The organism is Pseudomonas extremorientalis (assembly GCF_001870465.1).
In the GTDB taxonomy this organism is placed as follows: domain Bacteria; phylum Pseudomonadota; class Gammaproteobacteria; order Pseudomonadales; family Pseudomonadaceae; genus Aquipseudomonas; species Aquipseudomonas extremorientalis.
Genome location: NZ_MDGK01000052.1, coordinates 1 through 21,898 on the forward strand (window position 1 = coordinate 1; position 21,898 = coordinate 21,898).

18 protein-coding genes, 1 rRNA gene and 2 pseudogenes are annotated in these 21,898 nt (G+C 60.3%); 11 read left to right on the plus strand and 10 right to left on the minus strand.

Features of this window, described 5'->3' with window-relative positions; all coding sequences use genetic code 11:
* The first annotated feature begins 19 nt into the window (after positions 1 to 19).
* From rrf to BFN10_RS19125, 4 genes are all read left to right on the plus strand, one after another.
* Positions 20 to 135: ribosomal RNA gene (rrf, locus tag BFN10_RS19110) — 5S ribosomal RNA — on the plus strand.
* Between the two features lie 159 nt (positions 136 to 294).
* On the plus strand, positions 295 to 954 hold the full coding sequence (locus BFN10_RS19115; RefSeq protein WP_071490978.1) for a paraquat-inducible protein A: 660 nt from the start codon (positions 295 to 297) through the stop codon (positions 952 to 954).
* The gene (locus tag BFN10_RS19120) at positions 941 to 1,564 is read left to right on the plus strand and encodes a paraquat-inducible protein A (RefSeq protein WP_071490979.1); all 624 of its coding nucleotides are present in this window, start codon (positions 941 to 943) and stop codon (positions 1,562 to 1,564) included. Before BFN10_RS19115 ends, BFN10_RS19120 begins: the two co-directional genes overlap by 14 nt.
* Positions 1,557 to 3,860 carry a PqiB family protein gene (locus tag BFN10_RS19125; protein ID WP_071490980.1) on the plus strand — a complete coding sequence of 768 codons (2,304 nt, stop codon included), beginning with the start codon at positions 1,557 to 1,559 and terminating at the stop codon, positions 3,858 to 3,860. The genes BFN10_RS19120 and BFN10_RS19125 overlap by 8 nt, the downstream gene beginning before the upstream one ends.
* A gap of 61 nt (positions 3,861 to 3,921) precedes the next feature.
* On the opposite strand, the gene mksF is transcribed toward BFN10_RS19125, so the two are convergent.
* Genes mksF through mksB form a run of 3 tightly spaced genes read right to left on the minus strand, consistent with a single transcriptional unit; the run spans position 3,922 to position 8,733 of the window.
* Positions 3,922 to 6,762, minus strand: a complete 2,841-nt coding sequence (gene mksF, locus BFN10_RS19130; protein WP_071490981.1) for an Mks condensin complex protein MksF — start codon at positions 6,760 to 6,762, stop codon at positions 3,922 to 3,924.
* Entirely contained in the window at positions 6,759 to 7,466 is a 708-nt protein-coding gene (mksE, locus tag BFN10_RS19135) for an Mks condensin complex protein MksE (RefSeq protein WP_071490982.1), read from the minus strand. Before mksE ends, mksF begins: the two co-directional genes overlap by 4 nt.
* Positions 7,456 to 8,733 (minus strand): Mks condensin complex protein MksB, encoded by a 1,278-nt coding sequence (gene mksB, locus BFN10_RS19140; protein ID WP_071490983.1) that lies wholly within the window; start codon positions 8,731 to 8,733, stop codon positions 7,456 to 7,458. Before mksB ends, mksE begins: the two co-directional genes overlap by 11 nt.
* A 187-nt stretch (positions 8,734 to 8,920) precedes the next feature.
* Between mksB and BFN10_RS19145 the strand changes: the two genes are divergently transcribed.
* Positions 8,921 to 9,667 carry an energy transducer TonB gene (locus BFN10_RS19145; RefSeq protein ID WP_071490984.1) on the plus strand — a complete coding sequence of 249 codons (747 nt, stop codon included), beginning with the start codon at positions 8,921 to 8,923 and terminating at the stop codon, positions 9,665 to 9,667.
* A complete protein-coding gene (gene rimI / locus BFN10_RS19150; RefSeq protein WP_003188286.1) occupies positions 9,660 to 10,112 on the plus strand; it encodes a ribosomal protein S18-alanine N-acetyltransferase in 453 nt (150 codons plus the stop codon). Before BFN10_RS19145 ends, rimI begins: the two co-directional genes overlap by 8 nt.
* Before the next feature lie 115 nt (positions 10,113 to 10,227).
* Here rimI and BFN10_RS19155 read toward each other — a convergent pair whose 3' ends face one another.
* A complete protein-coding gene (locus tag BFN10_RS19155) occupies positions 10,228 to 10,593 on the minus strand; it encodes a serine kinase/phosphatase (RefSeq protein WP_071490985.1) in 366 nt (121 codons plus the stop codon).
* 154 nt (positions 10,594 to 10,747) lie between these two features.
* On the opposite strand from BFN10_RS19155, the gene can reads away from it, so the two are divergent.
* Complete coding sequence (can, locus tag BFN10_RS19160) at positions 10,748 to 11,392, plus strand: carbonate dehydratase (RefSeq protein WP_010213394.1); 645 nt, start codon at positions 10,748 to 10,750, stop codon at positions 11,390 to 11,392.
* Here can and BFN10_RS19165 read toward each other — a convergent pair.
* From BFN10_RS19165 to BFN10_RS19180, 4 genes are all read right to left on the minus strand, one after another.
* Positions 11,389 to 11,910, minus strand: coding sequence for an SET domain-containing protein (locus tag BFN10_RS19165; protein WP_071490986.1), 522 nt, complete (start codon positions 11,908 to 11,910; stop codon positions 11,389 to 11,391). The genes can and BFN10_RS19165 overlap by 4 nt on opposite strands.
* Before the next feature lie 147 nt (positions 11,911 to 12,057).
* The gene (locus BFN10_RS19170) at positions 12,058 to 13,227 is read right to left on the minus strand and encodes a hypothetical protein (protein WP_071490987.1); all 1,170 of its coding nucleotides are present in this window, start codon (positions 13,225 to 13,227) and stop codon (positions 12,058 to 12,060) included.
* A 122-nt stretch (positions 13,228 to 13,349) separates the two neighbouring features.
* The gene (locus BFN10_RS19175) at positions 13,350 to 15,050 is read right to left on the minus strand and encodes an acid phosphatase (RefSeq protein WP_071490988.1); all 1,701 of its coding nucleotides are present in this window, start codon (positions 15,048 to 15,050) and stop codon (positions 13,350 to 13,352) included.
* A 93-nt stretch (positions 15,051 to 15,143) separates the two neighbouring features.
* Positions 15,144 to 15,464, minus strand: coding sequence for a hypothetical protein (locus tag BFN10_RS19180; protein ID WP_071490989.1), 321 nt, complete (start codon positions 15,462 to 15,464; stop codon positions 15,144 to 15,146).
* A 151-nt stretch (positions 15,465 to 15,615) separates the two neighbouring features.
* Here BFN10_RS19180 and BFN10_RS29585 point away from each other — a divergent pair.
* Positions 15,616 to 15,900: pseudogene (locus tag BFN10_RS29585) on the plus strand (HepT-like ribonuclease domain-containing protein).
* A gap of 36 nt (positions 15,901 to 15,936) precedes the next feature.
* Here BFN10_RS29585 and BFN10_RS19190 read toward each other — a convergent pair.
* On the minus strand, positions 15,937 to 17,355 hold the full coding sequence (locus tag BFN10_RS19190) for a short-chain fatty acid transporter (protein ID WP_071490990.1): 1,419 nt from the start codon (positions 17,353 to 17,355) through the stop codon (positions 15,937 to 15,939).
* 186 nt (positions 17,356 to 17,541) lie between these two features.
* On the opposite strand from BFN10_RS19190, the gene BFN10_RS19195 reads away from it, so the two are divergent.
* From BFN10_RS19195 to BFN10_RS28915, 3 genes and pseudogenes are all read left to right on the plus strand, one after another.
* Entirely contained in the window at positions 17,542 to 18,846 is a 1,305-nt protein-coding gene (locus BFN10_RS19195; protein ID WP_071490991.1) for an MFS transporter, read from the plus strand.
* A 70-nt stretch (positions 18,847 to 18,916) separates the two neighbouring features.
* Positions 18,917 to 20,054: pseudogene (locus BFN10_RS19200) on the plus strand (ImmA/IrrE family metallo-endopeptidase).
* Between the two features lie 53 nt (positions 20,055 to 20,107).
* The gene (locus BFN10_RS28915) at positions 20,108 to 20,266 is read left to right on the plus strand and encodes a DUF4411 family protein (protein ID WP_414860439.1); all 159 of its coding nucleotides are present in this window, start codon (positions 20,108 to 20,110) and stop codon (positions 20,264 to 20,266) included.
* Between the two features lie 85 nt (positions 20,267 to 20,351).
* Here BFN10_RS28915 and BFN10_RS19205 read toward each other — a convergent pair whose 3' ends face one another.
* Positions 20,352 to 21,722 carry a GntT/GntP/DsdX family permease gene (locus BFN10_RS19205; RefSeq protein WP_071490992.1) on the minus strand — a complete coding sequence of 457 codons (1,371 nt, stop codon included), beginning with the start codon at positions 21,720 to 21,722 and terminating at the stop codon, positions 20,352 to 20,354.
* Positions 21,723 to 21,898 lie beyond the last annotated feature (176 nt).

Genomic DNA, 21,898 nt, shown 5'->3' on the forward strand with positions numbered 1-21,898 from the left:
CGACTCAGTACCCGAATTTCTTGACGACCATAGAGCATTGGAACCACCTGATCCCATCCCGAACTCAGTAGTGAAACGATGCATCGCCGATGGTAGTGTGGGGTTTCCCCATGTGAGAGTAGGTCATCGTCAAGATTAAATTCCAGAACCCCTGATTGCTAACGCAGTCAGGGGTTTTGTTTTGGGCGGTCGGAAACTCAAGCACTACCTACCCCCCGACAAATTTGCACAGTTATTTCTGAACCAGAGCACTAGAATAGGCACCTAACCATTTTTAGAGCCAGAGCCCTATCTATGCCTGATCCGGCTGATGCCCTAGAGCTATCGGATTTACCACTGGACGACCTGGTGGCATGCCATGAGTGCGACTTGCTGATGCGCAAACCGGTGCTCTCCCTCGGCGAAAAAGCCCAATGCCCGCGTTGCGGTTACGAGCTTTACGCTCACCGCCACAATGTCGTTGAGCGAAGTCTCGCCTTGGTGCTGGCTGCACTGTTGCTGTATATACCCGCGAACTTTCTACCCATCATGCAGCTCAATCTACTTGGGCAGTCCTCCGAGGATACCGTGTGGAGCGGCGTTGTCGGTCTGTTCGATACCGGCATGCAAGGCGTCGCCGCCGTTGTGTTCCTGTGCAGCATGGGCATCCCATTGCTCAAGCTGATTTGCCAGTTGGCAGTACTGCTCAGCATCCGCTGGAATATCGGCCGCAGTTATGGACTGCTGTTGTACCGCATCTACCACCACCTGAAGGATTGGGGGATGTTGGAGGTCTACTTGATGGGGGTGCTGGTGGCGATCGTAAAACTCGCCGATATGGCGTCCATCACCATTGGCCTGGGCTTGGTCTGTTTTATCAGCCTTCTGATGGTTCAAGTACTGCTTGAGGTGGTGATGTCGCCCCACCAGATCTGGCAAGCGTTGTCAGGAGAGGATGATCATGCGGGCGATTGATGCAGGCATTCTGATTTGTACCGAATGTCACGAATTGAACAAACAGGACACTGATAGCGATGAGCAACTGTGCACGCGTTGTGGTGCGCTGGTCCATGCCCGCCGCCCCAACAGCCTCACCCGCACCTGGGCACTGCTGATCACGGCGGCCATCTTGTATATTCCAGCCAACGTGTTGCCCATCATGACCATCAATAGCCTTGGTCAGGGTGATCCCAGCACCATCATGGCGGGCGTGATCCAGCTGGTGCAGCATGGTATGTACCCCATCGCTGCCGTGGTGTTCATCGCCAGCATCCTGGTGCCGACGTTCAAGCTGGTCGGCATAGGTCTGCTACTGTTCTCGGTGCAGCGTCACCAACCGTTGTCCGCACAACAACGCATTGTGATGTACCGCTTTATCGAATTCATTGGCCGCTGGTCCATGCTGGATATCTTCGTGATCGCCATCCTGGTGGCGGTTGTAAATTTTGGGCGACTTGCCAGTGTCGAGGCCAATCTCGGCGCTGCGGCGTTCGCCAGTGTGGTGATCTTGACGATGCTTGCCGCAGTAACTTTTGATCCCCGACTGATTTGGGATAACACGGAGTCGGACGACGACCATGAGTGATTTGCCAAAAGCTAAAACCCGCCCCGCCTCCAATTGGTCGGCCATTTGGGTGTTACCTCTGATTGCCCTGATCATCGGTGGCTGGCTGGGGTGGCGTGCCTATTCTCAACAGGGCATCGATATCCAGGTGCGCTTTGAGAGTGGCGAAGGTATCCAGATCAACAAAACGGAAGTGGTCTACAAAGGCATGCCGGTGGGCAAGGTCAAGGCCCTGGCCCTGGATGACGAGGGTAACAATCGCGGGGTGATTGCTACCATCGAGATGAACAAGGATGTCGAACAATACCTGAAGACCAACACCCGTTTCTGGCTGGTCAAGCCGAGTGTCAGCCTGGCCGGCATCACTGGCCTGGAAACCCTGGTGTCGGGCAACTACATCGCTGCCAGCCCTGGTGACGGTGAGCCCACTCGCAAGTTCAAGGCGCTCTCCGAAGAGCCGCCCTTGTCCGACGCCAAGCCCGGCTTGCACCTGACCATCAAGGCTGACCGTCTGGGTTCGCTGAACCGTGGCAGCCCGGTGTTCTACAAGCAGATCCAGGTGGGCCAGGTCAAAAGCTACCTGCTCTCCGAAGACCAGAGTACCGTCGAGATCAAGGTCTATATCGAACCGACCTACGCCAGCCTTGTGCGTAAACACACACGTTTCTGGAACGCCAGCGGCATCAGCATCGATGCGAACCTCTCCGGCGTGAAAGTGCGCAGCGAATCCCTCTCAAGCATCGTTGCCGGCGGTATCGCCTTCGCCACGCCGGAGAACCGCAAGGACAGTCCGCCTACGGACCCAAGTCTGCCATTCCGCCTGTACGAAGATTTCGACGCCGCTGCGGCCGGAATCAAGGTCAAGGTCACACTCTCCGACTTCGAAGGCCTGCAGGCTGGCCGCACTCCGGTGATGTACAAAGGTATCCAGGTCGGTAGCTTGAAAACGCTGAAGATCAATCCGGACCTTTCCAGTGCTAACGCCGAACTGACCCTCGATCCCCTGGCTGAAGATTACCTGGTACAGGACACTCAGTTCTGGGTGGTCAAACCGTCTATTTCCCTGGCGGGTATCACAGGGCTCGAAGCCTTGGTCAAAGGGAACTACATCGCCATTCGCCCGGGGGACAAAGGGACGCCTCCACAGCGTGAGTACGTCGCACGGGCCAAGGCGCCACCGTTGGACCTGCGTTCCCCTGGCCTGCACATGGTGCTGTTCACCGACAACCTCGGTTCTCTGGATGTCGGCAGTCCGATCCTCTACAAGCAGGTCAAGGTGGGCTCGGTGCAGAGCTACCAGTTCTCGCGCAAGAACAAGCAGTTGGTGATCGGCGTCCACATCGAGAAGGAATACGAAAACCTGGTCAATGGCTCGACGCGCTTCTGGAACGCCAGTGGCGTCACCCTGACCGGTGGTCTCACTGGCGGAATCCAGGTGAAGAGTGAATCCCTGGCCAGCCTGATGGCGGGTGGCATCGCTTTCGAAACACCCGAGCAGAACGTTCCGCTGAAAAAACGCATCCCGCGTTTCCGCCTGTTTGCCGACCGCGATGCTGCCAACCAGCACGGTACCCTGGTGACCATCAAGGTCGACCGCGCCGATGGCATGCGTCCCGGCACTCCTGTGCGTTTCAAAGGCCTGGACGTGGGCAAGATTGAAAGTGTCAACCTCAGTGCCGACATGCAATCGGTACTGCTCAGTGCGCGTATCACCCAAGTGGCTGACCGCATCGCCCGCGCCGGCAGCCAGTTCTGGGTGGTCAAGCCTGAGCTGGGCCTGATGAAAACCGCCAACCTGGAAACCCTGGTCACCGGTCAATACATCGAAGTGCAACCGGCTGCGAAAAACGCCGGCCCGCAAAAGAGTTTTGTCGCGCTCGCCCAGCCCCCTGAAGCCGCCCATCAGGAAGCCGGCCTGAGCCTGACCCTCAGCGCCGCCCGTCGTGGTTCGCTGAAGGAGGGCGTGCCGGTCACCTACCGCGAAGTCACTGTGGGCAAAGTCACCGGCTACGAGCTGGGGCAAACTGCCGACCGTGTATTGATCCACATTCTGATCGAGCCCAAATATGCCCCGCTGGTCCGTGGCGGGAGCCGGTTCTGGAACACCAGTGGCTTTGGCCTCGACTTCGGCCTGTTCAAAGGCGCCACCGTACGCACGGAGTCCCTGGAGACGCTGGTCGCCGGCGGTATCGCCTTCGCCACACCCGATGGCGAGCGCATGGGCAATGCCGCCCGGCCACAGCAAACCTTCCCGCTGTTCGACAAGTTCGAAGATGAGTGGCTGACCTGGGCACCTAAAATCCCGCTCGGCAAATAAGCGCCACAAAAAAGGCCGCGATCCATAAGATCGCGGCCTTTTTGCATTTCAGTGCAGCACGTCAGACTTCATCCAACTCCGGCTCATCCGCCTGTACATTAACCGTTGCCTTCACCACATCATGACGGCGGATGTACTTCCAGTCCGCCTCATCAATGTAGATCCCATTCGGCCCGCTGCCGCCTTCCAGGTCGATCGCCACCTGGGCGGACACCTGCGGCTTCACACTGGCCAGGATTGGCACAAAGCCCAACTGCAGGCTGGTCTCCAGCAATGCGGCCTGGTTCTTCTCGTCGATATCCGCTGCCTCGTCAAGGTAATACGGCAAACGTACACGCCCGGCCTGGTCGCGGTCCATCAAGTGCAGCAACAGGTACATGTTGGTCAGCGCCTTGATGGTCATGGTGGTGCCGTTGGACGCGGCGCCATCGATGTCAGTATGAATCACCGGTTGGCCATGCACCTTGGTAATCTCGAACGCCAGTTCGAACAAATCCTTCAGGCCCAGCTGGTTGTGGTTGGCCGCCACCAGCCGCGCCAGGTACTCCTTGGCTTCTTCGTTCTTGTTGTCCTGCTCGGCGCTCTGGCTCAGGTCGAATACCGAGAGGGTTTCGCCTTCTTCATATTGACCGGCACTGTGGATGATCTGGTCGATATGCTTGAGTGCTTCCTTGTTCGGCGCCAGTACGATGCGGAAGCTTTGCAGGTTGGAGACCTGGCGCTTGTTGATCTCACGGTTGAACAACGCCAATTGATGCTCAAGGCTGTCGTAGTCGCTGCGGATGTTACGCAGGGTCCGTGCGATATCGGTGACCGCCGCACGGCGGGCCTTGCCGAGTGTCAACGCTTCATCCGTGCGGTGCGCATAAGCGTTGATCAGCAATTGCAGGCGACGCTCAACATCATCCTCGCTGTCGAACTTGGCCACGCCCTTGAGGCGAACCTGGGCGTACAGCGCTTCGATCTGGCCATCGGCGCGCAGCAAACCTTGCCAACTGTCCTGATAGTCATTGAGCAGCGGCAACAGGTTGTCCATGGAATCGTCGATCGGGTCCATGAACGGCGTGCCGAACGGCAAATCCGCCGGCAACAACTGACGGCGACGCAACGCGTCGTCCAGCGTACGTTGCTTGGCTTCCATATCGCCGATCTGGCGGCCCACCAGTTGCAGCTTGGCCGACAGCTGCTGAACGCGCTCGGTGAACGCATCGCTGGAGCGCTTCAACTCATCCTGCGCCGCTTCCATCTGCGCCAGGTTTTCCAGCTTCTCGCCTTCTTCGGCGCTCAGGGTTTGTGCACGGCGGAAGTCTTCAAGGGCCTTTTGCGCATCGAGCACCTGCTGGTACAGCGCTTCGGTCTGCGTCTTGCTCGCGGCACGGTCGGAGGCTACAGCCTGCTGGGTTTTCAACTGCTTGAGTTCTTTTTCCAGGCGTTCCTTCTGGTCACGCAACGCCGCGCGATCTGCCAGGGCCTGCAATGCCGGCGGTTCGATATGGGAGATGTCGATGGACAGCCCCGGCACTTCAAAGCGCTCGCCCTTGAAGCCGTCGAGGATCTGCTCCAGGGATTTGACCCACTGGCCGTCTTCGTCAAGCGTGATGCCGTGCTCGCCCAACGGCAGGCTGAACAGCGAACTGTTGAACAGGCGCATCAGACGCTCGACGTCTTGCTGTGAGAATTCTTCCCGCAGTTTGGCGTAGCTGTTGTTGTCCGCATGGTCGAGCTGTTGCTTGACCGACTTCAAGCGCTTTTCAAGGTCGCGCAAACGCTCGTCCAGATCCTCGGCGCTGAACTGCCGCGACTGCGCCAGGGCGCCGGCCAATTCATCGTGGGCATCCTTGGCCGCCAGCAGTTGCTGTTCCAGCATCTTGACGTCATCCACCAGGGCAAATCGATGCTTGAGCACCGACAACTCGCCCAACCAACGCTGGATACCACTGATTTCCCGCTCCAGGCGCATCAGCTCCTGGGTGCCGCCACGCTGGTCGTTCTGCAGCGCGTCCTGCTCGTTGCGGTAGTGCTCGGCCTGGATCGTCAGTTCTTCCTTGCGTGCACTGGCGTAGTCCGACCAGGTGCCCAGCAGCGAATCCAGCAGCGGCGACAGGCGATGCAATTTGCCACGCAGCACGTCGCGCTGGCGAACACCATTGGACAGCGCTTCTACCAGCGGGCCGGCGGCGACCAGGGAGTTGTAGTCCTGCTCCATGCGCCTTACATCGCGGAAGGCTTCTTCGCACGCGGCGATGTAATCGACACTGCCGGAACGCAAGCTGTGTTCGAAGGCATCGAGAAACAATTGCTTGAGCTTGGCCGCAGTGATTTCACGCATGTGCAGCAGGTTGATAAACAGCGCGCGGAAGGTCTTCAGGCTCTGCTCGCTGGTGGAGCGCAGCGGAATCAACGTCAGGTCCAGCGGGATTGACGTATGCCCACCCACCAGCAAGCGACGCAGCTCATCCGGCTTGAGTTCGTAGGCTTTCAGGCCTTCGCGCTCAAGGTTGGTGAACAGCTCCTTCTGACGCAGGCAGGTGTCGTTCTTCTGGTAGTGCGCCAGGTTCAGCTTGCCGGCATAGGCAAAGAACTGGTGACCGAAACCACCGCCCGGGCCGCGCCCGACCACGCCGATCACGTGTGGGCCGTGGGGCAGTGAGACTTCCACGAGGATGTAGCTGGTGTCGGTGGCAAAGTAGAAGCGCCGCGATTGTTCCAGGGTGTACTTGCCGAAACTCATGTCCGACATGCGCGCCAGGATCGGGAACTGCAAGGCGTTGATCGACGCGGATTTACCCAGGTTGTTTGCGCCATATACCGACAGCGGCTCTTCCAGCGGGAACAGACCCAGGCTGTAACCGGCGGTGTTCAATAGGGCGAAGCGGCGGATGCCGTAGCGTTCCTTACTCATGCATCGGTCTCCTGTTCTTCGGCAATGGCGCGGGCCAGGGCGTCTTCATCGCTTTCATCGGCGAAGTCGCTCAAGTCGAGTGGGTCATCGGTTTTCAGCAATTTCTCATCGCTGTCTTCGTCGATGATCACCGGTGCCGGCAGCGGCAACACGCTGTGCACGCTGGCTGCCAGGTCGCGGTCTTGCTGCACCGACAGGCACACATCGAGGAAGCGGTGCATCGGCGGCAGGAAGCGATAGATGCCGTTGTCTTCGCTGGCAAAACCCAGCTGGGTCATACGGCGCATGATTTTTTCTTCGAGTTCTTCCTGGGTCTGCACTTCGGCCTGGATAAACAGGTCGCGGTACTTCTCCAGCAACGACGGCAACTCATCACGGCCCAGGCTGCCACCGTCGAGCACGGCAATCGGGTCGCGGCCCTGGTCGGCCAGGTGCTCGACGATGATGAAGGTGAACAACGCCAGGCGCTGGGCGGTCTTGTTGACCTGCGCGGCCGCCACGGCGGTGTCCGGCACGAAGTAGTAGAAGCCCCGCGTGTCGCATACCAGCTCAAAGCCCAGGGCCTTGAACAGCGTGCGGTACTGGTCCTGGAAGTTCGACAGTTGTGCGTACAGCTCCGGGTCGCGGCGGCTGACGTGGTAACCCTTGAACAGCTCGCGAAAGATCGGCGCCAGCTGGGACAGTTCGGATAGATCAAGATGCATAAGGTGTGCTCGCAGAATTCTCGGCTGCATCAGGGCTGGCCGGGAGCAGGGCGAAGGAGCGCAGGCTGACCTGGTGCTCGTGTGTGTGGTAGTCGCGGCGTTCCAGGCGTTCGCGCTTGAAGCGTTTTTCCCGCGAGAGGCGCGAGAACCAGTACAGCAATTCGTCGGTGGCGCCGTCGGGTTCCTGCTCCAGCAGCCAGGTCATCAGGTCCGGCATCGGCAGCGCGTCTTCGCAGCGCTCGAGCATTTCCTTGACCGTGCGCGGTGCGCGCTGGGCGTCGCCCTTGTGGGACTTGTGCGCCTTGGGAAAGCGCGCCGGTTTCGGCTCGAAATTCGCCAGGGCATACACGTAGGCTTCCACCTGGCTGGCACTGCCGAGGAAGGTGCTCTGCGGCCGGGTGAACATCGGCATCGCCGCCTGCGGGACTGCGTCCAGGCCTTTACGGCGAATGGCCGACAACGCCAGCGCCGCGCCACGGGTCACGGCGTTGTGCCGACGCGCTTCTTCGCGCAGCGGTAGCAGCAGCTCGCGGGCGTGGCGCAGAGTCAGCTGGGCGCTGGTCTGCATCTCCAGGATGCGCGCGTGGGTGCGCAGCAGCATGTCGTCGTCCACCAGATGGCCGAGACGCTGCTGCTCGGTGAGCATGCGCAACAGCACATTTTCCACCTTGCGCACGCCTTGCTCGAAGGCGCCGTCGGCGTTCACCAGTTGGATCATCGGTTCGACGTATTCGTCCCAGGTCGCGAGGACCTCGGCATAACGCTGGCGCAACGGAATCTGGCGGTCGCTGGTCTTGGCGCGATCGGCCACTGCGGCGAGGGCCTGTTCGTCGTTGGCGAGTTTTTTCAGCACGTCGCGCACGCGCATGTCGAGCAGGCGTAACTGACGGGCCAGGTCGTGGCCATCACGGATATCGAAGGCGTCCTGGATATAACCGGCCAGGCGCTCGAGGTGGCGCAGGTAGGCTTCGATTTCCAGGCACAGGCCAAGCCGGTGCTCCTTGCGAAGATAGGCCAGGAAGTCGTGGATCTGCGCATTGAGCTCGAAACGGTTCGGGCTCTTGGCAACAGGCACCAGGATATCCAGGCGAATCCACACGTCCAGCAGGCTGGTGATGTCCTGTGGCGTGCTGTCCAGTTGTTGGGCGGCCAGTTGTGCGCGCAGTTCGCCCAGGCTCAGGGTGCCTTGGTCGAAGTGTTCGCACAGTGGCTCAAGCAGGGCCCAGTGTTCGGCGAGGGCGCGCAAGACGCGCTTGGGTTCGATCATTGGAATGGCCGGCTGGTTGGCGATTAAAAGTCGCGATTGTACTGCATCGGGCGCGGGATTTATCCACAGCCGGTCAGTACGCAGTGGGCGATTGTTGCCGAACAGCGGTAGAATCCCCGCTCTTTAGTTATCCACAAGTGGCCGAGCTGTGCTTATCGAGTCCCGACGTCGCGCTTACTTGACCGCCATGCAGGTGGTCAACTGGCTGCCCCGCACCGAACTGCCGTTTGCCGCGCCGTCGCGGCCCGAGCTGTTGCAGGCGCTTGAGCCCTATGAGGCGTTCGAGTCTTCGGGCGAGGAAGCGGCTGCGCCGGTGGCGGTGGTCAAGCCCACGCCGGAGACGCGACCGGTGGTCGAGCGCGCCAAGATCGAAGTGCCGCGCCCCGTGCCGGTGACCAAGGCCGCCAAGGTGGTCGAAGAGGCGGCCCCGGTGGTCAAGGCCCCGGTGGTGCCGCCACCGCGCTTTGCCCTGCAATTGCTGCGCGCCGGGCGCTGCCTGCTGCTCGTCGAGTTGCCCACCGGCGAACGTTTCCAGACCCGCGACCCCGCCTACATGCTGCTCAAGGACATGCTGCGCGCCGCCGGCCTGCCCGACAGCCCGCAAATCGTCGGCGACCCGGTGCGCTGGCCGCTGCTGGTGCGTGGCAACATGGATCAAGGCCCCGAGGCCGCACGGGATTTCGTGCAAGGTTTTGTGTCGGCGCGCCTGGAAGACGAACCCTGCGCGTGCCTGTGGCTGATCGGCTTGCCCGCTGTGCGTTTTGCCGGCGAGGCCAATGCCGAAGCCTGGTACCGCGAGCTGCAGGTCGAAAGCCTGGGCTTGGTGTGGGTCCTGCCGGGCCTGGAATTATTAATGGAAGAGCCACAGCGTAAGGCTGATGTCTGGCAAGCCATGCGCCGGCTGATGGCGCGCTGGAAAACAACCGATGAGTGAGGCTTTATCCTTCCGCCCGATGACCGAGGCCGACCTCGACGCCGTGCTGAAAATCGAATACGCGGCGTTCAGCCATCCCTGGACCCGTGGGATCTTTCTCGATGGGCTGGGCAAGTACCAGATCTGGCTGATGTTCGAAGGTGAGCAGCAGGTGGGGCACGGCGTGGTGCAGATCATCCTCGATGAGGCGCATCTGCTGAACATTACCGTCAAACCGGAAAACCAGGGGCGCGGCCTGGGACTGGCGCTGCTGGAGCACTTGATGTCACGTGCCTACGCGGCCAATGCGCGGGAGTGCTTCCTGGAAGTGCGCGACAGCAATACCGGCGCGTTTCGCCTGTATGAGCGCTATGGTTTCAACGAGATCGGCCGTCGCCGGGACTATTACCCGGCTGTCGGTGGCCGCGAAGATGCGGTCGTCATGGCCTGCACCCTGGTTGACTAAATACATAGCCCATTGTGGGAGGGGGCTTGCCCCCGATGGCGGTGTACCAGGCACCTTATCAGTCTGACATGCCGCTATCGTGGGCAGCCCCCTCCCACCTGTAGGACACGTTCTGTCAGCGGTTACCGTCTACTGGATCAATATCTGCCAATTCGGCCTCATCCAGGCCATTGCCCCCACCGATCTCATCCTCATCGACGATACTCAGGTCCCAGTCCGCCGGTTCGCCTTCGCCCGCTTCCTGAGCATCCCTTGCTCCATCTTCATGGATCAGCGTTTCAGGGCTCATGTCATCGTTCGTCGCTTCATGGTCTTCGGTCGAAGCCCCAGTCAGCCCGGCCTCCCGCACCCGTTCGTCGCCGATATGCGTGGTGGGCGCGTCTTCGTCAAAATCCAGCTCGCGCATCGAGCCCATGCGATCTTCATTGTCATCAATCGGTTCGGGCTGTGTAGCGCCGTAGGGGCGTCGTGATTCAGTCATGGCCAATCCTCATACTGTGGGGCTTATAGTGTGTGGACAGGCTGCGCGGCCTAAAGATTCAAGCTAATTCACGCTTGTTATTCGCCGGCAGGGCGTGACCTGGACGTGGGGTTGTCAGTCACAAAACTGCGCATCATTCCTGAGGCTTTCCCTGATGAACGAACTACAAGACCTGCTTGATAACAATGAACGCTGGGCGGACGCGATCAAACAGGAAGATCCCGAATTCTTCGCCAAGCTCGCCCGCCAGCAAACCCCGGAATACCTGTGGATCGGCTGTTCCGATGCCCGCGTACCGGCCAACGAGATCGTCGGCATGCTGCCGGGTGATCTGTTCGTGCACCGTAACGTGGCCAATGTGGTGCTGCACACCGACCTCAATTGCCTGTCGGTGATCCAGTACGCGGTGGACGTGCTCAAGGTCAAACACATCCTGGTCACCGGCCACTATGGCTGTGGCGGCGTGCGCGCCTCGATGCAGGACCGTCAGTTCGGCCTGATCGACGGCTGGCTGCGCACCATTCGCGACCTCTACTACGAGAACCGCGACCTGCTGGCCCAATTGCCCACCGAGGAAGAACGCGTCGACCGTCTCTGCGAGTTGAACGTGATCCAGCAAGTGGCCAATGTCGGGCACACCAGCATTGTGCAAAACGCCTGGCACCGTGGGCAGAGCCTGTCGATCCACGGCTGCATCTACGGCATCAAGGACGGCCGCTGGAAGAGCTTGAACACCACCATCAGTGGTTTCGAGCAGTTGCCACCGCAATACCGCCTGCGTCCGCTGGGCGAAGCCTAAGAGCGTTTACGGTCGCACCACTGGGCCATGAACGCCTGCCCCTCGGCGTTCAATGGTTCATCGCGACCGGTAATCCAGCCCCGGCAGTTCAATTCGCCGCATTGGCAGGCGAACTGCCGGAACAGCACGTCTTCGGTCATGGCGTAATCCACGGTCAGCAGGGTGTCGGCCTGGATTTCGTGCAACGTCCAGACCTCCAGGTAGTGCAAGTCGAGAAACACGTTCGGTTTGCACGAATGCGACAGCAGGCCACTGAACCAGCAGTCGTAGAGGTGGATACGCGACGATAACTGCAACGTGTGCAGGCGTCTTTCGCTCAGGGCGTAGCCTGAGATCTTGGCGATGCACACACGGCTGTCAAAGGCCACGCGCGCCTTGACTCCCACGCCCACCCCTTGAATGTTGTGCACCACCTCGAATTGCCTGTCCGTTGGGTAGCCTTGTCCGAGCGTGGACTTGAAAGGGTAAAGGCTGTCACCCACAGCGGTTTTAGCCTTATCCATGGCCTGAGTTTTCATAACTCTCCTGGTTTAGGCTGCATCGACCTGCGGGTGGTGGCTGACTACCAGTCTTGCAGCGGATGGGCGCGGCTCAAGACTCGCCGAACATGGACCTGATTTCTACTGTCAATGTTGACAGTAGAAATCGGCTGTTTTTTGTGCAATTTACAGCACCGGTGCGCTGATCGTCGGGAGTGGTGCTGCATTGCGCAGCTGTTTCAATTGGGTCTTGATGGTTGGCGTGGCGCATTTTGCATTCGCATCTTCCGGGGATAGATTGCGCACCGAGGTGTAGAACAGTTCGCACGTCTGCTCCTTGCGGGTGACTTGCCAGGTAGTCGTGCACGCCTTGAGCAGTACGTTCGGATCGCTCGCGGGTTTTTGGCCCATCCCGGCCTGCCAGCAGGCGGCGCTGAGATCCTGGCCCATCACCTTCAAACCGGCTTCGTCGGCTTTCTGCTCGTTGCCGTCGTAGGTGTCGGGGCTTGCCGCATACCAGATGTAACTGGGGTGGTTGGCACCCAACACCGAAACGGTTTGGCCAGCGGCGGGGCTGATCTGCGCCAGGCTCAGCACTGCCACGGTCTGCCCGTATTGTTGCTTGATCCAGCTGCGCACCGGTGCGCCGAACGCCACCATGGGCAATGCCCCTTTGGTGGACAGGCTCAACTCCCGGACCATGCGCGTCTGGTAATCGGTGAAGTAGCTGTAGACGGTTTCCAGGTCCTTGCCCGCATTGGAAGGCGCGGCGATGGGGGCGATATCGATGATGGTCTGGTAGGCCGGCGTTTCGGTGGCCGGGATGCCATTCTCCGTGAGCAAGGTGGCCCAGCGGTCGGTGGTGGCCGATTCAAGGTAGTCCTGGGCCTGGGTCAGCGAGTAGTCCGGCGGGAAGTGCAGCAGCTCGATGCTCTTTCGATTGTCCAGGGCCATGCCCAGCGGCAGGAACAGGTACCAGTTGTAGGCCCACTTGCCATCGCTGTTGAGCTTGCTCGCGCCTTGATAGGCCAGGTCGGCGGTATTGAGCAAGGAGGTCAACGGTTGGCCATAATTGTCCGGCACACCGCTGAAGGTCGCCGAAACCTGCCCGTCATGGGTCTTGACGCTGGCTTTCGCCCGGGTGTACCCATCCCGTTGCAGGCTCTGGTTCAGGTAATGCTCGGCAGTCTGTTCCAGCGTCCAGGGTCGAAAGCAGATTACGTTGCAGTTGTTGGGGAAAGCGAACAGCTTGGTCACACGCTGCGTGCTCCCTAGCGGTACATCGACATCGGCCTGTACGACCGCACTCGCCATCAGTGCGGCCATGGTGAAGGACAGCCTGGTTGGTTTGAACATTGTTATTTCCTTGTCAGCGAAAGCCCGTCTGCGCGGGGTGAAAGCCCACCTCCACACAGTAGCGGCTGACCAGGAAAACCGCGTGCTAATTCAGCGGGCATGTCGCTATTGGATAAGAAAACCTACACGCTGAACTGCAAAGCGTTGCTCAAGTCGCCCATGGGTTTCTGGCCGCGGGCGATCATCGCGTCATCGCGTTGCTTGAGGCCGTCCAGAGTCTCGAGCTGGAACACCCGGGTGATCAAGCGCAGGATCGACCCGGTGTCGTATACCGTATGGTCCACCGTGCCTTTGCGGGCGAACGGCGACACCACCAGCGCCGGAATCCGCGTGCCAGGCCCCCAGCGGTCGCCCTTTGGCGGTGCCACGTGGTCCCACCAGCCGCCGTTTTCGTCGACGGTCACCACCACCACCATGTTTTTCCACTGCGGACTCTCTTGCAGCACCTTCAAGGCACGGGCGATATGGCGGTCGCCAGACGCCACGTCGGCATAGCCCGCGTGCATGTTCAGGTTGCCCTGGGGTTTGTAGAAGGTGACAGCGGGCAGCTGGCCGGCCTGGGCGTCGGCGAAGAACTTGTTGGTGCTCGACTCGTCCCCCAAACCAGCATCGCGCAGGCGTTTGTCGCGCTCGACGCGGTTCTCGGGGCCCTGCTGCTTGAAGTAGTTGAACGGCTGGTGGTGATACTGGAAGTTCGGGATTTTTGGAATGCCGCCCGAATCCTTGAACTGGTCCAGCGTCGCTTGCCAGGCGCCGGCGTACCACGCCCAGTCGACGTTCTTCTTCGACAGCTTGTCGCCGATGTGTTCGTGGGTTTGCGGCACCAGCACGTTGGGCAGGTCAGGCTTGGAATAGTCCGGGTTTTCCGGGTCGCGGATCCAGGTCGGCCAGTACGGTGGAGCCAGGGTGTTCACGCCGTAGCCATCCGGGGTCAGCGCGCTGGGGCCGAACTGCGGCGGGCCGGTCATCGCGCTGGCGGGGGACTTGTCCAGGGGCTTGAGGCGCGGGTCGGTGGGGTCATCGCTTTGCAGCGTGGCGATCTGCGCCTTGGCCACCGATTGCGCGGCATTCGGGTAAAACGGCGCGGTGGCGCTGATCAGGTATTGATGGTTGAGGAACGAACCACCAAACGCCCCCTGGAAGAAGTTGTCGCAGAGCACAAACTCCTTGGCCACGTCCCACAGGCGCAGGGAATAACGGCTCTGGGCGTAATGGCCCATCACCAGGCCGCCGGAGTCGGCCCAGGCGACGAAGTTGTCGTTCTTGCCGCCGTTGATCTGCATCTGGTTCTGGTAGAACACGTGCCACAGGTCACGGGTGACCAGGCTCAGCGGCAGGTCTTCGGCGTTCGGGCCCTTGAGGGCGAAGGGCGCGTTGGGCAGGTTCTCCTGGAATTGCACTTCGCTGGGGTAGGTCACCCCGTCCACCGTTTGCGGGCCGACTTGCAGCACACCACCCCAGGTTGGAGGCAGGGTCGTCAGCAGGCTGCCATCGCGGTCACGCTGCTGCGTGTCGGCGGCGGATAGCGCCGACAGCGGTTTCTCAACACCCGGGAAGTCCGCAAACAAGTTGTTGAAACTGCGGTTTTCGGCGTAGATCACCACCACGGTTTTCACCTGCTCACGCAAGGCCTTGTCCAACTCTTGCGGCGTCAGCGGCCGCGCCACCGGTTTACCCGGTGCTTCGCTGGTATTGCCGCAGGCACTCAAGGTTGCGCCAACCCCCAGCACCGCCGCGCCCCCCAGGAAACGACGACGGCTGGTGTCGACTGGCGGTTGGGCTGCGGAATCGGGGGAAGGGCGGTCTTCGTGCTCGTCGCTCATTGCGGGGAGTCCTTGGCGAGGTGTTGCAAGATATTTCGCAGGACGGTAGCAATGCAATGTGACGGAACGAAGACAGTGATTTGAATCAGCGGATCACAGCAGGCGCAGCGCCAACTCGCTGCCGGCGCGCAAGTACTCCACCTGCGCCGTCACCGCGTCCTTGACGATGGCCTCGCCCGTGTCGGTCAGCCTGGCCTTCTTTGCATCGACGACAGTGGTCTGCAACAACTGCATGGCCACGTCGATCGATTTCTGGAAGGCGGTCACGTTGTTGTGCAGGCCGAACTCCTTGATCACCGCGTCCATGCGGCGATCTGCGTCGTCGCGCAAGGTCCTGTATTCAGTGACTGAAACGTTGCCGTCCTGGTAGATATCAGTGATCAACTCTTCCAGTGATTTGGATAGGGGCGTCATCGGAGTTCCTTGTTGCTAGGTGAGTAGGAGTCCGAGTCAGGTTAATCAAAGGTATTGGTGGGTGAAGCCAGAGATTGCCATTCATCCGCGTGAGATAAGCCCACGCGCTCGATCAGACATGAGTCACATCCGCTGAGCTGCCACTGATGCGATCACCTTTGTTGATGGCTTGGGTAAAGAGGGTTTTCTGGAAGACAAGTGTACTCAGCAAGCGGTGATCATGAGCCTGATCATCATTGGTGAAGCTTCGACGAAAATCATGGACTAGTATTCGGATTTTGCGTGAAGTCACCCGCAAATCACATGGCGTAGCATGCGCGGAATGCGCAACCGAATCGCCCACGGTTATTTCGATATCAACCTTGATGTGGTTTGGGACACGATCCAGAGCGCCCTGCCTGATCTATTGGAATGTTTTCCTGTTGCGCCTGAATGAAGCACCTGTTGCAGCAACAGATGCTTCATCCATTGGTCAGGGCATTACCGGCGGCAAATACTTCAACGTTGTCCCCAGCGCCCACAGCAGGAACAAGACCAGCGGCGTGTGCACCAGCAACTGCACGAACGAAAAGCCAATCAGGTCCCGCGCTTTGAGCCCCAACACCCCCAGCAGCGGCAGCATATAGAACGGGTTGATCAGGTTCGGCAGCGCCTCGGCGGCGTTGTAGATCTGCACCGCCCAACCCAGGTGGTATTGCAGGTCATTGGCCACTTGCATCACGTATGGCGCTTCGATGATCCACTTGCCGCCGCCCGACGGGATAAAGAAGCCCAGCACCGCCGAATACACGCCCATCAGCAGCGCGTAGGTGTCATGGGAGGCGATGGAGGTGAAGAAGGTGGAGATATGGTGCGCCAGGGTCTGGCCGTCGCCACCCTTGACCACGGTCATCAGCGCGGCGATCGAGCCGTACAGCGGGAACTGGATCAGCACGCCGGTGGTGGTCGGCACCGCACGCGCCACCGCATCGAGGAAGCTGCGCGGGCGCCAGTGCAGCAGGGCGCCGGTCATGATGAACAGGAAGTTATAGGTGTTCAGCCCTGAAATGGCACTGATCGCCGGTTTGGTCGAGAACTCATGGAACAGCCAGCCAGCCGCCAGCAATGCCAGCAGAATGGTCAGCAAGGGGCTGTGCTCGAGCCACTCACCCGGGCGGGCGGGGGCTTGCAGTTTGGGCAGGTTGAACGCCGGGTCGACCCCACAGGCCTTGGCATCGCGGGCGCTGTTCGGGCCGGGTGCGGTGGCGTAGGCGATGATCAGCGACACCACGATCAATGCCAGCAACAGCACGCCGGATTGCCACAGGAAGATGGTGTCGGTGAACGGGATCACTCCCGTGATCGACAGAATCGACGGCGGCAGGCTGGCCGGGTTGGCCTGCAACTGTGCCGCCGATGACGACAACCCCAACGCCCACACGGCGCCGAGCCCCAGATACGCCGCTGCACCGGCAGCACGATAATCCATGCGCAGATCCGTGCGACGCGCCAGCGCCCGCACCAGCAAACCGCCAAACACCAGGGACAAGCCCCAGTTCAGCAACGAGGCGACCATCGAGATAAGCGCCACCCAGGCCACGGCCGAGCGGCCATTCTTTGGGATACGCGCCAGGCGGTCGATCAGTTGCACGGCGGGCGGCGAGCTGGCGACGACATAACCGCCGATCACCACGAAGGCCATCTGCATGGTGAACGGGATCAGGCTCCAGAACCCATCACCAAAGGCCTTGGCGGCCTCGGTCGGTGCGGCGCCCATACCCAGGGTCGCCACGGCAACGATGATCACCGCAAGGGCGGCGAATACCCAGGAGTCTGGAAACCAGCGCTCGGCGAAATTGGAACAACGCAGGGCAAATCGGGCATAGCGGCTTTCTTCGATAGCATCGGCCATGAGTCTTTCCTCTTATAGTTATTAGGGTGCAGGCGATTTTTCCGGCATGTTCCGCTACGGCCATTGATATGGGAATGCAGTTATCTTCATCGATCCATGAGGAAAACAAATATATCTGCCGCGATTGCCATCATTGGGCTCAGCTCATAACCTGCACGCCATTTCGTTTGTCTGCCGAGCCTCCACATGACTGCCACCTTTCCTACGCAGGCGCAGCGTTTTTCCCGCTCCGACTACAAAACCCTGGGCCTGGCCGCCCTCGGCGGTGCCCTGGAAATCTACGATTTCATCATCTTCGTGTTTTTCGCGCTGACCTTGAGCCAGCTGTTCTTCCCGCCGGAAATGCCTGAGTGGCTGCGCCTGCTGCAAAGCTTCGGCATCTTTGTCACCGGCTACCTGGCGCGCCCGCTGGGCGGCATCCTGATGGCGCACTTCGCCGATCACCTGGGACGCAAGCGCGTGTTCAGCCTGAGCATCCTGATGATGGCCTTGCCCTGTCTGCTGATCGGGATCATGCCGACCTACGCGCAAATCGGTTACTTCGCCCCGCTGATCCTGCTGGTGCTGCGCGTGCTGCAAGGTGCGGCGGTCGGCGGTGAAGTGCCCAGCGCCTGGACCTTCGTCGCCGAACACGCGCCGCCCCACCATCGCGGCTATGCCCTGGGCTTCCTGCAAGCCGGCCTGACCTTCGGCTACCTGCTCGGCGCCCTCACCGCCACGCTGCTGGCGCAGGTCTTCACCCCCGCAGAAATCCTCGACTACGCCTGGCGCTTCCCATTCCTGCTCGGCGGTGTGTTCGGCGTGATCGGCGTGTGGCTGCGCCGCTGGCTCAGCGAAACCCCGGTGTTCCTCGAAATGCAGGCCCGCCGCCAGGCCGCCGCCGAACTCCCGCTGCGTACCGTGCTGCGTGACCATCGCGCGGTGTTGCTGCCCGCGATGATCCTCACCTGCGTACTCACCTCCGCCGTGGTCGTACTGGTAGTGATCACCCCGACCATGATGCAGAAAACCTTCGGCATGAGCCCCAGCCACACCTTCGCCCTGAGCGCGTTGGGCATCGTGTTCCTGAACATCGGCTGCGTCCTGGCCGGCCTGTTGGTGGACCGCATCGGCGCCTGGCGCGCGGTGCTGGTCTACAGCCTGATGCTGCCGGTGGGGATTGCGGTGCTGTACGCCAGCCTGATCAACGGCGGGATCTGGCTGGGCGCGGCATATGCCGTGGCGGGCCTCAGTTGCGGCGTGGTCGGCGCGGTGCCGTCGGTGATGGTCGATCTGTTTCCGGCGCAGGTGCGGGTGTCGGGGATTTCCTTTACCTACAACATTGCCTACGCGCTGTGGGCGAGTACCACGCCGCTGCTGCTGATTGCGTTGATGCCGACCAGCCCGTGGGTTTGCGTGGGGTATTGCGTGGTGATGGGGGCGGTGGGGGTGGGGAGTGTGGCGTTGTTTGGAAAACAGCACGCCGTGGATGCTGTTACAAATGCCACGTAGGGCCATCAATTGACCGGATTTGCCGCCGTTTCTATAGTCCTGGCCACCCCTGAGCAGCATTCAGAACCTTATGAACCAGACGGCTTTTATCAATCCCGCCATCCTTTCCTGGTCTCGCCAGCGGGCGGGTTTGTCTGAGGCAAAAGTTGCCAAAAGTCTCACGATGCATCTGGAGCGTGTCAGGGAGTGGGAAGTAGGTCAGAGCCTTCCTACGTTTAACCAAGCGCAAAAAATGGGCCGTTATTGCAAATATCCCTTTTGGTTTTCTTTTCCTCAAGGTTCCGCCGCAGGATCATCTTTCTATCCCCGATCTGCGTACTGGGGAGGGTGTTTTTCCTGACAAACCCAGCTTGAATCTAATAGACACCGTGAGAGACGTGCTCCGTAAACAAGAATGGTATTTGGAGTACTTGCAGGACCACGAGCGTTCTCCGCTGCCTTTCGTGGGAAGTTTCAGCAGTCGTTCGCCCATCAAGGAAGTGGTTGCAGATATTCGTCGCGTCCTCGGTGTGACGGATGACTTTGCCCGTATGAGCTATGAGGACTATTTCAGGGCCTTGGTAAGTGGCGCCGAGGACGCTGGCATTCTCGTCATGCGCAGCGGGGTTGCCATGGGAGACACCCACCGAAAACTTGATGTGAGTGAGTTTCGAGGATTTTCGATCAGCAACGCGATGGCTCCCGTGGTGTTCATCAACAGTGCGGACGCACCCACGGCGCGGCTTTTTACATTGATGCATGAGCTGGCGCATATCTGGATTGGCAGCCCGGGTGTCTCCGATGGCAACAGTCAGAGTGCTCGCCAGGAAGAAGCTTTTTGCAATGCTGTCGCGGGAGAGTTCTTGGCGCCGGAGCTGGTTTTTCGGGGGCACTGGGATTCGAATATTCACTGGGAAGGAAACCTGGCTCCCTTGGCCGGACGCTTTCACGTCAGCACATTGGTGATTGCCCGTCGTGCCCGTGATCTTGGCTACATCAGCAGTGATGAATATGACGCTTACTACCGTCGTATCTTGCAGGCGTATCGAGATAAGGACGGCAGTGGAGGGGACTACTACCGCACCGCGGCGATCAGAAACAGCACCCGTTTGAGCAAGGCTGTTCTGGCAGAAGCGCAGAGCGGACGCATTCTGCTGCGAGAAGCGGGGAAACTGCTGGGGGTGCAGCCTGCCAAGTTGAAGACTTATGGGATGAAACTATCGGCATGAAGCATCTATAGGATTCGAACACGCTGATCGAGGCCAAGAACCGCTGTTACGCAATGACGGTTTGCCCAGGTTACTGGGCATGGATTCTTCAACAACACCAGGCTTTGGAGATTGCCAGTATCGTGCCGGTCAGGGACGAGCTCGCCAGGGGCAATGACGATTTGACCCAATGTGTGCTCACTGTTGGGTGTGCCTTACATGAATACATTTGAGTTGCTCGGCAAGCTGGATGCTCGTTTTGTTTTGCATCAGTAAAACCATTGAGGGGAAGTGCGCTTCCCCTCAATAACGGCATTTTCAGGTCAGGAAGTGCCAGAGCAGCAACGTACCCACCAAGCCTACGACTGAAACAACCGTCTGCAACACCGACCACACCCAGATCGTTTGCTTCAGTTGCAAGCCGAAGTACTCACGCACCATCCAGAACCCGGCGTCGTTGACGTGGCAGAAGAACACCGAGCCGGCACCGATTGCCAGCGCGACCAGCGAGCTTTGCGTCACCGCCAGCCCGGCCATCATCGGCGCAAGAATGCCCGCCGTCGTGGTGGTGGCGACTGTCGCCGAACCCGTTGCCTGGCGCAACGCAACCGCGATCAGCCATGCCAGCAGCAGGTACGGCATGTGCGCACCTTCGGCGACCTTGCTGATGGTCTGGCTCACACCGGCATCCAGCAGGGTTTGCTTGAGGCCGCCGCCGGCGCCGATGGTGAGCAGCAAGACGGCGATGGGGGCGAGGGCTTTGCGCAGGGTGTTGCCCACGTCGGCTCTTGGCATGCCTGCGGCCCAGCCCAGGCAGATCACGGCGGCGATCACGGCCAGGCCGAGGGCGATCAGCGGTTCACCGAGGAACTTCAAGGTCAGGCCGACGCTGCTGTCGGCCGGTAGCGCGACCTTGGCCAGCGTGCTGCCCAGCATCAGGATCACCGGTAACAGAATGATCAGCAACGACACGGTAAAGCTCGGCTGGCGCGGCGCCTTGGGCGGGGCGCTGAACAGTGCGCCGATGTCCGCCGGTTCATCCACCTGCAGGCGCTTGGACAGCCAGTTGCCATAGATCGGACCAGCCAGGATCACCGCCGGCACCGCCAGGCAGAAACCCAGCAACATGGTCAGGCCGAGGTCGGCGTGCAAGGCGCCTACCGCAATCAGCGGCCCCGGATGCGGCGGCATCAGAGCGTGCAGGGTGGTCATGCCGGCCAGTGCCGGGATGGCGATTTTCAGCAGCGGCTGGTTTGAACGCTTGGCCATCACAAAGATGATCGGCACCATCATCACCAGGCCCACTTCGAAGAACAACGGCAGGCCGATCACCATCGCCACCAGCGCCATCACCCACGGCAATGACTTGCCCTTGCCCAGCCCGAGCAGAGTGGTGGCAATGCGGTCGGCCGCGCCGGATTCGGCCATCAACGCGCCGAGCATCGAGCCCAGCGCAATGATGATCCCGGCTTCACCGAGGATCGCCCCGGCGCCTTTGCTGAAGGCCTTGGCCACTTCTTCCGGCGGCAGGCCGGCGCCGACACCGGCGATAAAGGTGCCGATCAGGATCGACAGAAATGGCGGCAACTTGGTCGCGCTGATCAGCACGATGATGCTGGCGATGGCCAGCAGTACACAAAACATAAGGCGAGTGTCGTGAACCATCCACGCGGCAGTCGATAACTCCAAGGCGGGACTCCTTATCGAACAGGTTGGGAAAATTGTTTCTTTTTGTTTCCTGTCCGAAAAGCATACCCGATACCGCGCTGGCCAAGTGCTTATGTACCGTTTTGGTGCGATCAGCGGCGGGCGGTCGAAATGCCCGCCGCAGAGCCATTGCTGTCGGATTTGTAATCTTTGCTCCA

What these genes read in the sequence shown, in the direction of transcription:
- BFN10_RS19115 (WP_071490978.1), top strand. Translation starts at nt 295, where the DNA reads ATGCCTGATCCGGCTGATGCCCTAGAGCTATCGGATTTACCACTGGAC.
- BFN10_RS19120 (WP_071490979.1), top strand. Translation starts at nt 941, where the DNA reads ATGCGGGCGATTGATGCAGGCATTCTGATTTGTACCGAATGTCACGAA.
- BFN10_RS19125 (WP_071490980.1), top strand. Translation starts at nt 1,557, where the DNA reads ATGAGTGATTTGCCAAAAGCTAAAACCCGCCCCGCCTCCAATTGGTCG.
- mksF (WP_071490981.1), bottom strand. Translation starts at nt 6,762, where the DNA reads ATGAGTAAGGAACGCTACGGCATCCGCCGCTTCGCCCTATTGAACACC.
- mksE (WP_071490982.1), bottom strand. Translation starts at nt 7,466, where the DNA reads ATGCATCTTGATCTATCCGAACTGTCCCAGCTGGCGCCGATCTTTCGC.
- mksB (WP_071490983.1), bottom strand. Translation starts at nt 8,733, where the DNA reads ATGATCGAACCCAAGCGCGTCTTGCGCGCCCTCGCCGAACACTGGGCC.
- BFN10_RS19145 (WP_071490984.1), top strand. Translation starts at nt 8,921, where the DNA reads ATGCAGGTGGTCAACTGGCTGCCCCGCACCGAACTGCCGTTTGCCGCG.
- rimI (WP_003188286.1), top strand. Translation starts at nt 9,660, where the DNA reads ATGAGTGAGGCTTTATCCTTCCGCCCGATGACCGAGGCCGACCTCGAC.
- BFN10_RS19155 (WP_071490985.1), bottom strand. Translation starts at nt 10,593, where the DNA reads ATGACTGAATCACGACGCCCCTACGGCGCTACACAGCCCGAACCGATT.
- can (WP_010213394.1), top strand. Translation starts at nt 10,748, where the DNA reads ATGAACGAACTACAAGACCTGCTTGATAACAATGAACGCTGGGCGGAC.
- BFN10_RS19165 (WP_071490986.1), bottom strand. Translation starts at nt 11,910, where the DNA reads ATGAAAACTCAGGCCATGGATAAGGCTAAAACCGCTGTGGGTGACAGC.
- BFN10_RS19170 (WP_071490987.1), bottom strand. Translation starts at nt 13,227, where the DNA reads ATGTTCAAACCAACCAGGCTGTCCTTCACCATGGCCGCACTGATGGCG.
- BFN10_RS19175 (WP_071490988.1), bottom strand. Translation starts at nt 15,050, where the DNA reads ATGAGCGACGAGCACGAAGACCGCCCTTCCCCCGATTCCGCAGCCCAA.
- BFN10_RS19180 (WP_071490989.1), bottom strand. Translation starts at nt 15,464, where the DNA reads ATGACGCCCCTATCCAAATCACTGGAAGAGTTGATCACTGATATCTAC.
- BFN10_RS19190 (WP_071490990.1), bottom strand. Translation starts at nt 17,355, where the DNA reads ATGGCCGATGCTATCGAAGAAAGCCGCTATGCCCGATTTGCCCTGCGT.
- BFN10_RS19195 (WP_071490991.1), top strand. Translation starts at nt 17,542, where the DNA reads ATGACTGCCACCTTTCCTACGCAGGCGCAGCGTTTTTCCCGCTCCGAC.
- BFN10_RS28915 (WP_414860439.1), top strand. Translation starts at nt 20,108, where the DNA reads ATGACGGTTTGCCCAGGTTACTGGGCATGGATTCTTCAACAACACCAG.